The 11,373-nt window shown below is 69.2% G+C and carries 10 protein-coding genes and 1 tRNA gene; 1 reads left to right on the top strand and 10 read right to left on the bottom strand.

Annotation, left to right across the window (positions count from 1 at the left end):
• Positions 1-64 precede the first annotated feature (64 nt).
• Together ACWGN5_RS36025 and ACWGN5_RS36020 are read right to left on the bottom strand one after the other, a co-directional pair.
• A complete protein-coding gene (locus tag ACWGN5_RS36025; RefSeq protein ID WP_189805565.1) occupies positions 65-757 on the bottom strand; it encodes a TetR/AcrR family transcriptional regulator in 693 nt (230 codons plus the stop codon).
• Positions 754-1,737: an acyl-CoA desaturase gene (locus ACWGN5_RS36020; protein ID WP_453522632.1), complete on the bottom strand. Its 984-nt coding sequence runs from the start codon at positions 1,735-1,737 to the stop codon at positions 754-756. Before ACWGN5_RS36020 ends, ACWGN5_RS36025 begins: the two co-directional genes overlap by 4 nt.
• 241 nt (positions 1,738-1,978) lie before the next feature.
• Here ACWGN5_RS36020 and ppc point away from each other — a divergent pair, with 241 nt between their 5' ends.
• Positions 1,979-4,708 (top strand): phosphoenolpyruvate carboxylase, encoded by a 2,730-nt coding sequence (gene ppc, locus ACWGN5_RS36015; RefSeq protein WP_453522631.1) that lies wholly within the window; start codon positions 1,979-1,981, stop codon positions 4,706-4,708.
• 69 nt (positions 4,709-4,777) lie between these two features.
• On the opposite strand, the gene ACWGN5_RS36010 is transcribed toward ppc, so the two are convergent.
• The 8 genes from ACWGN5_RS36010 to ACWGN5_RS35975 form a co-directional block, all read right to left on the bottom strand.
• Positions 4,778-5,602 (bottom strand): LPXTG cell wall anchor domain-containing protein, encoded by an 825-nt coding sequence (locus ACWGN5_RS36010; protein WP_453522630.1) that lies wholly within the window; start codon positions 5,600-5,602, stop codon positions 4,778-4,780.
• A 159-nt stretch (positions 5,603-5,761) separates the two neighbouring features.
• Entirely contained in the window at positions 5,762-6,205 is a 444-nt protein-coding gene (locus ACWGN5_RS36005; RefSeq protein ID WP_453522629.1) for a hypothetical protein, read from the bottom strand.
• A 40-nt stretch (positions 6,206-6,245) separates the two neighbouring features.
• The gene (pth, locus tag ACWGN5_RS36000) at positions 6,246-6,842 is read right to left on the bottom strand and encodes an aminoacyl-tRNA hydrolase (protein WP_453522628.1); all 597 of its coding nucleotides are present in this window, start codon (positions 6,840-6,842) and stop codon (positions 6,246-6,248) included.
• A gap of 98 nt (positions 6,843-6,940) precedes the next feature.
• Positions 6,941-7,525 (bottom strand): 50S ribosomal protein L25/general stress protein Ctc, encoded by a 585-nt coding sequence (locus ACWGN5_RS35995; RefSeq protein ID WP_453522627.1) that lies wholly within the window; start codon positions 7,523-7,525, stop codon positions 6,941-6,943.
• 226 nt (positions 7,526-7,751) lie between these two features.
• Entirely contained in the window at positions 7,752-8,726 is a 975-nt protein-coding gene (locus ACWGN5_RS35990) for a ribose-phosphate diphosphokinase (protein ID WP_318106354.1), read from the bottom strand.
• Positions 8,727-8,847: 121 nt separating this feature from the next.
• On the bottom strand, positions 8,848-10,296 hold the full coding sequence (glmU, locus tag ACWGN5_RS35985) for a bifunctional UDP-N-acetylglucosamine diphosphorylase/glucosamine-1-phosphate N-acetyltransferase GlmU (RefSeq protein ID WP_453522626.1): 1,449 nt from the start codon (positions 10,294-10,296) through the stop codon (positions 8,848-8,850).
• Positions 10,297-10,404: 108 nt separating this feature from the next.
• Positions 10,405-10,479, bottom strand: a tRNA-Gln gene (locus tag ACWGN5_RS35980).
• A 13-nt stretch (positions 10,480-10,492) separates the two neighbouring features.
• On the bottom strand, positions 10,493-11,353 hold the full coding sequence (locus ACWGN5_RS35975) for a helix-turn-helix domain-containing protein (protein ID WP_453522625.1): 861 nt from the start codon (positions 11,351-11,353) through the stop codon (positions 10,493-10,495).
• Positions 11,354-11,373: the final 20 nt, after the last annotated feature.

Raw genomic sequence — 11,373 nt, 5'->3', positions numbered from 1 at the left:
GGCCCGCACCGGAGTACCGGTACGGGCCGCCCCTGTCCGTGAGGAAACCGACGGCCGCCCGCCCTCAGTTCTTGCGGTGTCCTATCAGCCGGGGCTTCTGCTCCAGGCCGTCGAGGCCATGCCACGCCAGGTTCACCAGATGCGCCGCGACCTCCGCCTTCTTCGGCTTGCGCACATCGAGCCACCACTGGCCCGTCAGCGCCACACTGCCCACCAGCGCCTGCGCGTACAGCGGCGCCAGCTTCGGATCGAAGCCCCGGGCCTTGAACTCCAGACCCAGGATGTCCTCCACCTGCGTGGCGATGTCACTGATCAGCGACGCGAACGTGCCCGTCGACTGCGCCACCGGCGAATCCCGTACGAGAATCCGGAACCCGTCCGTGTAGTTCTCGATGTAGTCAAGCAGCGCGAACGCCGCCTGCTCCAGGAGCTCCCGCGGATGCCCCGCCGTCAGCGCCCCCGTCACCCCGTCCAGGAGCTGCCGCATCTCCCGGTCGACGACGACCGCGTACAGCCCCTCCTTGCCCCCGAAGTGCTCGTACACCACCGGCTTGGAGACCCCGGCCTTCGCCGCGATCTCCTCCACCGACGTGCCCTCGAAGCCCTTCTCCGCGAAGAGCGTGCGACCGATGTCGAGGAGCTGCTCCCGGCGCTCCGCGCCCGTCATCCGCACCCGGCGGCCCCGCCGGGGTTTCTGCTCTCCGCCGCTGCTGCCGGTACCGCCGGTCCTGCCCTCGATCGCCACGTCTTCCATCATGCCGCGTCTGCGGACGCGCTCTGGCGGCGGGCTTCGATGCGGGACTTCGCCGGCCAGCGCACATCCGTCGCCCAGCCCAGCTGCTCGAACCAGCGGATCAGCCGCGCGCTGGAGTCGACCTGGCCGCGCAGCACCCCGTGCCGGGCCGAGGTCGGGTCCGCGTGGTGCAGGTTGTGCCACGACTCGCCGCAGGACAGCACCGCAAGCCACCACACGTTGCCCGAGCGGTCACGCGACTTGAACGGACGCTTGCCGACCGCGTGACAGATCGAGTTGATCGACCACGTCACGTGGTGCAGCAGCGCCACCCGCACCAGCGAGCCCCAGAAGAACGCCGTGAACGCGCCCCACCACGACATCGTCACCAGACCGCCCACCAGCGGCGGGATCGCCAGCGACACGATCGTCCACAGCACGAACTGCCGCGAGATCGCCCGGATCGCCGGGTCCTTGATCAGATCGGGCGCGTACTTGTGCTGCGGCGTCTGCTCCTCGTCGAACATCCAGCCGATGTGCGCCCACCACAGGCCCTTCATCAGCGCCGGCACCGTCTCGCCGAACCGCCACGGCGAGTGCGGGTCACCCTCCGCGTCCGAGAACTTGTGGTGCTTGCGGTGGTCCGCCACCCAGCGGACCAGCGGACCCTCCACGGCCAGCGAACCCATGATCGCGAGCGCGATCCGCAGCGGCCGCTTCGCCTTGAAGGAACCGTGCGTGAAGTACCGGTGGAAACCGATCGTGATGCCGTGGCAGCCGATGTAGTACATCGCCACCATCAGCCCCAGATCCAGCCAGCTCACCCCCCAGCCCCAGGCCAGCGGCACCGCCGCGAGCAGCGCCAGGAACGGCACCGTGATGAACAGCAGCAGGGTGATCTGCTCGATCGAACGCTTGCTGTCCCCGCCCAGCGTGGCGGAGGGCAGGGCCGCGGCGTCGTCCGGCGCCGCGGCCGCCGACGTCATCTCGGGGCTCATGGTCATGGGTGTCCCTGGGGGGTGAGTGAAAAAGGGGAAACGCGTCGCAGCACGAAGCCGTGGCTACGCCTCCGTAACCTACGGCGTCGTAAGTATGGCAGCGCCGTGGCGCGCGGCAAGAGGGCACAAAGAGGGGCCTGCCCGCCGCCCACCATGTGGACACCTATCCTGGGGGCGTCGGACAGCGCGGTCCGCAAGCCTCCAGACCCCCTCCAGACGTGCTCAAACACTGCAAGGAGCCGCACCTGTGAGCAGTGCCGACCAGACCCCCACCGCCAGCACCGAGCTGCGCGCCGACATCCGCCGACTGGGCGACCTCCTCGGCGAGACCCTCGTCCGCCAGGAAGGCCACGAGCTCCTCGACCTCGTCGAGAAGGTCCGCCGCCTCACCCGCGAGGACGGCGAGGCCGCCGCCGAGCTGCTCCGCGGCGTCGAACTCGAGACGGCCGCCAAGCTCGTGCGCGCCTTCTCCACCTACTTCCACCTCGCGAACGTCACCGAGCAGGTCCACCGCGGCCGCGAGATGCGCGAGAAGCGCGCCGCCGAGGGCGGCCTCCTCGCCCGCACCGCCGACATGCTCAAGGACGGCGACCCCGAGCACGTCCGCGAGACCGTCAAGAACCTCAACGTACGGCCCGTCTTCACCGCGCACCCCACCGAAGCCGCCCGCCGCTCCGTCCTCAACAAGCTCCGCCGCATCGCCGCCCTCCTGGAGACCCCGGTCAGCCAGTCCGAGCGGCGCCGCACCGACCTGCGGCTCGCCGAGAACATCGACCTCATCTGGCAGACCGACGAACTCCGGGTCGTCCGCCCCGAGCCCGCCGACGAGGCCCGCAACGCCATCTACTACCTCGACGAGCTGCACGCCAACGCCGTCGGCGACGTCCTGGAGGACCTCGCCGCCGAACTGGAGCGCGTCGGCGTCGAACTGCCCGCCGGCACCCGCCCCCTCACCTTCGGCACCTGGATCGGCGGCGACCGCGACGGCAACCCCAACGTCACCCCCCAGGTCACCTGGGACGTCCTGATCCTCCAGCACGAGCACGGCATCACCGACGCCCTCGAACTCGTCGACTTCCTCCGCGGCCTGCTCTCCAACTCCATCCGCTACACCGGAGCCACCCAGGAACTCCTGGACTCCCTCCAGCGCGACCTGGAACTCCTCCCGGAGATCAGCCCCCGCTACAAGCGCCTCAACGCCGAGGAGCCGTACCGCCTCAAGGCCACCTGCATCCGGCAGAAGCTCGTCAACACCCGCGAGCGCCTCGCCCACGGCACCCCCCACCAGGACGGCCGCGACTACCTCGGCACCGCCGAACTCCTCCGCGACCTCACCCTCATCCAGACCTCCCTGCGCGAGCACCGCGGCGCCCTCTTCGCCGACGGCCACATGGACCGGGTCATCCGCACCCTCTCCGCCTTCGGCCTCCAGCTCGCCACCATGGACGTCCGCGAGCACGCCGAGGCCCACCACCACGCCCTCGGCCAGCTCTTCGACCGCCTCGGCGAGGAGTCCTGGCGGTACGCGGACATGCCCCGCGACTACCGGCAGAAGCTGCTCGCCAAGGAGCTGCGCTCGCGCCGCCCGCTCGCCCCGACCCCGGCCCCGCTCGACGCCGCCGGCGAGAAGACCCTCGGCGTCTTCCACACCATCAAGGAGTCCTTCGAGCGCTTCGGCCCCGAGGTCATCGAGTCGTACATCATCTCGATGTGCCAGGGCGCCGACGACGTCTTCGCCGCCGCCGTCCTCGCCCGCGAGGCCGGCCTGATCGACCTGCACGGCGGCTGGGCCAAGATCGGCATCGTGCCGCTCCTGGAGACCACCGACGAGCTCAAGGCCGCCGACGTCATCCTCGACGACATGCTCGCCGACCCCTCCTACCGACGCCTCGTCTCGCTCCGCGGCGACGTCCAGGAGGTCATGCTCGGCTACTCCGACTCCTCCAAGTTCGGCGGCATCACCACCTCCCAGTGGGAGATCCACCGCGCCCAGCGCAGGCTCCGCGACGTCGCCCACCGCTACGGCGTCCGCCTGCGGCTCTTCCACGGCCGCGGCGGCACCGTCGGCCGCGGCGGCGGCCCCTCGCACGACGCGATCCTCGCCCAGCCCTGGGGCACCCTGGAGGGCGAGATCAAGGTGACCGAGCAGGGCGAGGTCATCTCCGACAAGTACCTCATCCCGTCCCTCGCCCGCGAGAACCTCGAACTGACCGTCGCCGCCACCCTGCAGGCCTCCGCCCTGCACACCGCGCCGCGCCAGTCCGACGAGGCCCTCGCCCGCTGGGACGCCGCCATGGACGTCGTCTCCGACGCCGCCCACTCCGCCTACCGCCGCCTCGTCGAGGACCCCGACCTGCCGACGTACTTCCTCGCGTCGACCCCGGTGGACCAGCTCGCCGACCTGCACCTGGGCTCCCGGCCCTCCCGCCGCCCCGGCTCCGGCGTCTCCCTCGACGGACTGCGGGCCATCCCGTGGGTGTTCGGCTGGACCCAGTCCCGGCAGATCGTGCCCGGCTGGTTCGGCGTCGGCTCCGGCCTCAAGGCCCTGCGCGAGGCCGGCCTCGACGCCGTCCTCGGCGAGATGCACGAACGGTGGGGCTTCTTCCGGAACTTCCTCTCCAACGTCGAGATGACGCTGGCGAAGACGGACCTGCGGATCGCCCGCCACTACGTCGACACCCTCGTCCCCGACCACCTCAAGCACGTCTTCGACACCATCGAGGCCGAGCACGCGCTGACCGTCGCCGAGGTCCTCAAGGTCACCGGCGGCGAGCAGCTCCTCGACTCCAACCCGGTCCTCCAGCAGACCTTCGCCATCCGCGACGCCTACCTGGACCCGATCTCCTACCTCCAGGTCGCCCTCCTCGCCCGCCAGCGCGCGGACGCCGAGCGCGGCGACGACCCGGACCCGCTGCTCGCACGGGCCCTGCTCCTCACCGTGAACGGTGTGGCGGCGGGCCTGCGCAACACCGGCTGACGGTCCCTCCGCACCCATGACGATGCCCCCGTGGAATCCTCCACGGGGGCATCGTCACGACGGGGTACGTCAGTTCTGCTGGGCCTTGCGACGACGGGTCACCAGGACCGCGCCGGCGGCCGCGAGGGCCAGGGCGGCGGCGGCGAGGATGCCGACGGGCGCGCTGGAGCCGGTCTCGGCGAGGTTGCCCTCCTCACCCTTCGTCTCACCGGTGGCCGAACCGCCGGTGCTCTGCTCACCCGTGGAGGTGGTCTCACCCGTGGCGGCGGCACCGCCGGTGGAGGTGGTCTCACCCGTGGAGGTGGTCTCGCCGGTGGACGTCGTCTCACCCGTGGAGGTGGTCTCGCCCGTGGACGTGGTCTCACCGGTGGAGGTCGTCTCACCGGTGGTGGTGCCACCCGTGGTCGTGGTGCCACCCGTGGTGGTGGTCCCGCCCGTGGTGGTCGTGCCACCCGTGGTGGTCGTCCCGCCCGTGGTGTTGTTGGTCTCGGTGGCCTCGCAGGTGTGGGACAGGTTGAACCAGCCCTGCTTGATGACACCGTCGACGTCCGCCTCGGCGGAGACCAGCTTCGCGCCCGGCTCGGAGGCCACGTACGCGTGCTTGTCGTCCGGCGGACCGAAGGTCGTGATGACCTGCTCGCCACCCGGCTCGAACGTCACCGTCAGCTTGACGAAGTTGACGTCGCTGCCGGGGATGACGAAGTGCCAGCCGTCCTTGTCGGCCGGGATCGTCTTGCAGTCGCCGTCGTGGGGCGCCTGGGACGCCAGGATCGGCGTGGCCTGGTGGAGCTTGTAGTGGTGCGTGCCGTCCGACGCGAACGCGGCGGGGGCCAGGGAGAGAGAGCCCGCCATGGCCGCGACAAGAGCGGCTGCGGGAAGGAGGGAGCGTCGCATGTGCAGTCGTCCATCTGTGGGATGAGGATGCCGTGGGAGGTGGCTGGGGCAGCCTATCCATGGCTTTAAGTCAGTCTTAAGCCAGAGGTCGATAACGATTGCCCCAGGAATCCCGCCTTAAACGGGCAGATCACGAACAACCACCCCGTCAACTGCCCCTCAGAGCGCGAAGAACGCCGCCACGAGCACCGCCCCACCGACCCCCGCCAGCGACCACGCCGTCCGCGTCAGCCGCATCCCCCCACCCACCAACGGAGCCGCCAGCAACAGCGCCCCGCCCAGCGGCAGCCACGCGTGCAGACCACCACCCCAGCCCGTCCGCACACCCTCGTCCGTCCCCGGCTTCACCACCACCGGGATCGTCACGCCCTTCTCCGCCGCCACCGAACGCGCGATCGTCAGCGTCCGCCGCGTCGACGAAGGATCCTCCGGGGCGTAACGCCCACTGCACCTCTCGTCGGTGCAGTCCGTCACCGTCAGCGTCCCGTGCTCACGCCCCTTCGCGAGCAGGACGTGCTGGGCGGAGTTCCACGAGGCCCACCCGCCCGCGACGACGAGGAGCAGAGCGACCAGGGCCATGGCTGCGGTACGGACGTGCGTCATGACCCGCGATCGTACAGTCGTACGGCCCGAACACCAGGGCTCAGGAGTTGTACGCCGACTGGGCCCGCTCCAGACCCTCCGCCACCAGACACTCCACCGAGTCCGCCGCCCGGTCCACGAACCAGTCCAGGTCCTTGCGCTCCGTCGACGAGAAGTCCTTCAGAACGAAGTCCGCCACCTGCATCCGGCCCGGCGGACGCCCGATCCCACACCGCACCCGGTGGTACTCCGCACCCATCGCCTTCGTCATCGACTTCAACCCGTTGTGCCCGTTGTCGCCGCCACCCAGCTTCAGCCGCAGCACCCCGTAGTCGATGTCCAGCTCGTCATGCACCGCCACCACATGCGCCGTCGGCACCTTGTAGAAATCCCGCAGCGCCGTCACCGGACCGCCCGAGAGATTCATGTACGACATCGGCTTCACCAGGATCACCCGACGGCTCGAAGGCCCCGGAGGCCCCATCCGGCCCTCGACGACCTGCGCCTGCGCCTTCTGCGCCCGCTTGAACGAACCACGCATCCGCTCCGCGAGCAGGTCCACGACCATGAACCCGATGTTGTGCCGGTTGGCCGCGTACTCGGGCCCCGGGTTGCCGAGACCGACGATCAGCCAGGGCGCGTTCGCGTCGTCCGTCATGTGCGCAGCTCTCCTCGTATCCGCGTATCCGTACAAGAGAAACGGGGTGACGGGCCCGTACGGCCCATCACCCCGTCACGTCAGGCAGAGCCTACGGCTCAGGCCTCGGCGCCCTCGGCCTCGGCCTCGGCGGCCGGCTCCTCGGCCTGCGCGGCCAGGACCTGCAGGACGACGGCGTCGGCGTCGGTCACCAGGGTCGCGCCCTTCGGGAGGACGATGTCCTTCGCGAGGACGGAGGCACCGGCCTCCAGGCCCTCCACGGAGACCGTGACGGCCTCGGGGAGGTGGGTGGCCTCGGCCTCGACGGACAGCGTGCCGAGCACGTGCTCCAGCAGGTTGCCACCGGCGGCCAGCTCACCCTCGGCCTGGACCGGGATCTCGACCGTGACCTTCTCGCCGCGCTTCACGAGAAGCAGGTCGACGTGGATCAGGAAGCCCTTGATGGCGTCACGCTGGACGGCCTTCGGGATCGCCAGCTCGTTCTTGCCGTCGATGTCCAGGGACAGCAGGACGTTCGGCGTACGCAGGGCGAGGCCGAGGTCGTGGGCCGGAAGGGTGATGTGGGCCGGCTCCGAGCCGTGGCCGTAGACGACGGCGGGAACCTGGGCGGCACGGCGGATGGCACGGGCGGCGCCCTTGCCGAACTCGGTACGGACGGCGGCGGCGAGCTTGACCTCGGACATGGTGCACTCCTCGTAGAAGGTGACGAAACAGGTGGTCACCCGGCCACGACTGGCGATGGCCTGCTACGAAGAGCGCGTCGATAACGGACCGCCGTAACCCCTACGGGTACGGCCTCCCTCGCCGAGCAACTACGGCAGTCTACCCGCCGCCCCCGACACCCCCCAAATGGATCAGCCCGCCCGGAACCCGGACGGGCTGATCCCCACCTCACCTACTACCGGTGACTCAGTGCTCCTCGAAGAGGCTCGTCACCGAACCGTCCTCGAACACCTCACGCACCGCACGCGCGATCGTCGGAGCGATCGACAGCACCGTGATCTTGTCCAGCTCCAGCGCACCCGGCACCGGCAGCGTGTCCGTGAACACGAACTCGCTCACCTTGGAGTTCTTCAGCCGGTCCGCCGCCGGACCCGACAGGATGCCGTGCGTCGCCGTCACGATGACGTCCTCCGCACCGTGCGCGAACAGCGCGTCCGCGGCGGCGCAGATCGTGCCACCCGTGTCGACCATGTCGTCCACCAGGACACACACACGGCCCTTCACGTCACCGACGACCTCGTGCACGGTCACCTGGTTGGCGACGTCCTTGTCACGACGCTTGTGCACGATCGCCAGCGGCGCGTCCAGACGGTCGCACCAACGGTCCGCGACCCGCACACGACCCGCGTCCGGAGACACGATCGTCAGCTTCTCGCGGTCGACCTTCGCACCCACGTAGTCCGCCAGCACCGGCAGCGCCGACAGGTGGTCCACCGGACCGTCGAAGAAGCCCTGGATCTGGTCCGTGTGCAGGTCCACGGTCAGGATGCGGTCCGCACCCGACGTCTTCAGCAGGTCCGCCACCAGACGCGCCGAGATCGGCTCACGGCCGCGGTGCTTCTTGTCCTGACGGGCGTAGCCGTACGACGGGATGATCACCGTGATGCTCCGAGCGGAAGCCCGCTTCAGCGCATCGATCATGATCAGCTGCTCCATGATCCACTTGTTGATCGGAGCCGTGTGGCTCTGGATCAGGAAGCAGTCCGCGCCGCGCGCCGACTCCTGGAAGCGGACGTAGATCTCACCGTTGGCGAAGTCGAACGCCTTGGTGGGAACGAGACCGACACCCAGCTGGTGCGCGACCTCCTCGGCCAGCTCGGGGTGGGCGCGGCCGGAGAAGAGCATCAGCTTCTTCTCGCCGGTCGTCTTGATCCCGGTCACAGCACTGTCTCCTCAGACGTGTTCCCTGGCCGCGACCCTCGCGCTCCCGTGCGCGCGTGCGAACCAGCCGAATTTGTGTGCACGTATCACGGTACGCCGAGTTCGACGTACCCGTTTCCGGTCAGCTTTCGCCGGCGGACTCCTCCGAGGCGACCTGAGCGGCCTGCGCGGCAGCACTGCCGGGCCGCTTCCGGGCCACCCAACCCTCGATATTCCGCTGCTGGCCCCGGGCCACGGCCAGCGAACCGGCCGGCACATCCTTCGTGATCACGGACCCCGCGGCGGTGTAAGCCCCGTCCCCAATGGTGATGGGAGCCACAAACATGTTGTCCGAACCCGTACGGCAGTGAGAGCCGATCGTGGTGTGATGCTTCGCCTCACCGTCGTAGTTCACGAACACGCTCGCCGCGCCGATGTTCGTGTACTCACCGATCGTCGCGTCACCCACGTACGACAGGTGGGGGACCTTCGTGCCCTCACCGATCGTCGCGTTCTTCATCTCGACGTACGTACCGGCCTTCGACTTCTTCCCGAGATTCGTCCCCGGACGGAGGTACGCGAACGGCCCCACGGACGCACTCTCACCGATCACGGCGGAGAAGGCCACGGTGTTGTCCACCCGGGCACCCTTGCCCACGGTGACATCCGTCAGACGCGTGTTCGGCCCCACCACCGCGTCCTCGGCAATGTGCGTCGCGCCCAGCAGCTGCGTACCCGGCAGGATCACCGCATCGGCCTCGAAGGTCACGGTGACGTCCACGAACACGGACGCCGGGTCCACGACCGTCACGCCGGCCATCATGGCCGCCTCAAGCAGCCGCTGGTTCAGCAGCGCACGGGCCTCCGACAGCTGCACCCGGTTGTTGATCCCCAGGATCTCGCGGTGATCACCCGCCAGCGACGCACCGACCCGGTGACCCGCCTCACGCAGGATCGACAGCACATCGGTGAGGTACTCCTCACCCTGACTGTTGTCCGTACGCACCTGGCCCAGCGCCTCGGCCAGCAGCTTCCCGTCGAACGCGAAGACGCCGGAGTTGATCTCCCGGATCGCCAGCTGCGCCGCGGAGGCGTCCTTGTGCTCGACGATCTCCGTCACGGCACCGGTCTCGGCGTCCCGGACGATCCGCCCGTACCCGGTCGAGTCCGGAACCTCGGCAGTCAGCACGGTCACGGCGTTGCCGTCGGCGGCATGCGTACCGGCGAGCGCCTTGAGCGTCTCCCCGGACAGCAGCGGAGTGTCACCGCACACGACGACCACGGTCCCCTCCGGCGCCGCGCCCAGCTCCTCCAGAGCCATCCGGACGGCGTGACCGGTGCCGTTCTGCTCCTCCTGGACGGCGGTGCGGGTGCCGGCGTAGAGCTCGTCGAGGTGCCCCTTGACCTGCTCACGGGCGTGCCCGACGACGACGACGAGGTGCTCGGGCTCCAACTCCCGGGCGGCGGACACGACATGCCCGACGAGCGAACGCCCGGCGATCTCGTGCAGGACCTTGGGGGTCTTCGACTTCATGCGGGTGCCCTCACCCGCTGCGAGGACGACGACGGCTGCCGGGCGGTTGGCGCTCACGGGAATGCCCTTCGGCTTTGGGTGGTGGACCCACGAAGGATACCGGGGGGCAAGGACCCGGACATGAGTGCGGGTCCTGACCGAGGTGGTCAGGACCCGCGCTGAGGCTGGCTCCCCCGCCAGGACTCGAACCTGAAATGATCCATCCAAAGTGGATAGTGTTGCCGATTACACCACGGGGGAGTGCGGGGCCAGCCTACGCGTTGAGGCGTCTTGCCTCCACCACCAAGCCGGACCACCAGCCTTCGATGCGCTGGTACAGGTCGGCCCCTTGAAGTACTCGGACAACGAGGCAACCCCGGTACCCATCCTCGACGTTCTTGCGCACGGTCCTCGGGTTGTGCTTCTTGAGCGTGGCCTTCTGCAGTCGTTCGGTGGGTACTCCGACGAGGTCCGCCCAGTACGCTTCCGCGCCGGCCACGTCGGCGGACTCGTGGATCATCACGCGGAAGGTGAGCTGTTCGCGCGGGATCCGTAGGACATCGAGCCAGGCCAGATATAGCGCGATCATGCCCGGATCGCTGTTGACGAAGATGACCTTCTCGCGGCGCTCGTAGGACTTGCTTTTCGATCCCTCGGCCCAGTACAGGCCGATGCCGACCAGGAACAGCTCCCTCTCGGTCAGGGAACCGATCTCGTCCCGGGCCGCGCTCTTCCGATTCTGGCGCTCCTCCTCACGCCGGCGCATGGTCGGCTCCCAGCCTCGCCGGGCGATCTCCGATGCCTCTTCCCGGGTCCGTTTCCGTTCGGGCTTCGGCAGGTCCCTCACCCACAGGGAGATCGAGCTCTTCGAGCAGCCCAGCTCCACCTGGATCTGGTCGTAGGTCCAGCCCTGGAGGCGGAGCTCCCTCGCCCTCGCCCGCAGGTCGTCCTTCGCGTTCGGGCGCTTCGTCCACTCCGGTGGGGGCTCTCCTTCGAGGAGGCGGTTGAGGATGTCGTTGTTGTCGACGTGGAGGCGGTCTCGGATCTGGCGTCGGCTGAGGCCCTCGCGGCGGAGGGCGACGGCCTGCTCACGCAGGTTCTCGAAGTCCGCGTACTTGCTCGTGGCGGCTGTCATACGAACACCATCGTCCGGAA

Source organism: Streptomyces sp. NPDC055815, assembly GCF_053616475.1.
Note: the sequence above shows the minus strand (reverse complement) of the source record. Positions and strands in the feature narration are given on the sequence as shown.

Bases quoted from the DNA above. Each gene is read 5' to 3' on its own strand.
- pth (WP_453522628.1), bottom strand. From the start codon at position 6,842: ATGACGGACGACGCGAACGCGCCCTGGCTGATCGTCGGTCTCGGCAAC.
- ACWGN5_RS35995 (WP_453522627.1), bottom strand. From the start codon at position 7,525: ATGTCCGAGGTCAAGCTCGCCGCCGCCGTCCGTACCGAGTTCGGCAAG.
- ACWGN5_RS36020 (WP_453522632.1), bottom strand. From the start codon at position 1,737: ATGACCATGAGCCCCGAGATGACGTCGGCGGCCGCGGCGCCGGACGAC.
- ACWGN5_RS35975 (WP_453522625.1), bottom strand. From the start codon at position 11,353: ATGACAGCCGCCACGAGCAAGTACGCGGACTTCGAGAACCTGCGTGAG.
- ACWGN5_RS36005 (WP_453522629.1), bottom strand. From the start codon at position 6,205: ATGACGCACGTCCGTACCGCAGCCATGGCCCTGGTCGCTCTGCTCCTC.
- ACWGN5_RS36025 (WP_189805565.1), bottom strand. From the start codon at position 757: ATGATGGAAGACGTGGCGATCGAGGGCAGGACCGGCGGTACCGGCAGC.
- ACWGN5_RS36010 (WP_453522630.1), bottom strand. From the start codon at position 5,602: ATGCGACGCTCCCTCCTTCCCGCAGCCGCTCTTGTCGCGGCCATGGCG.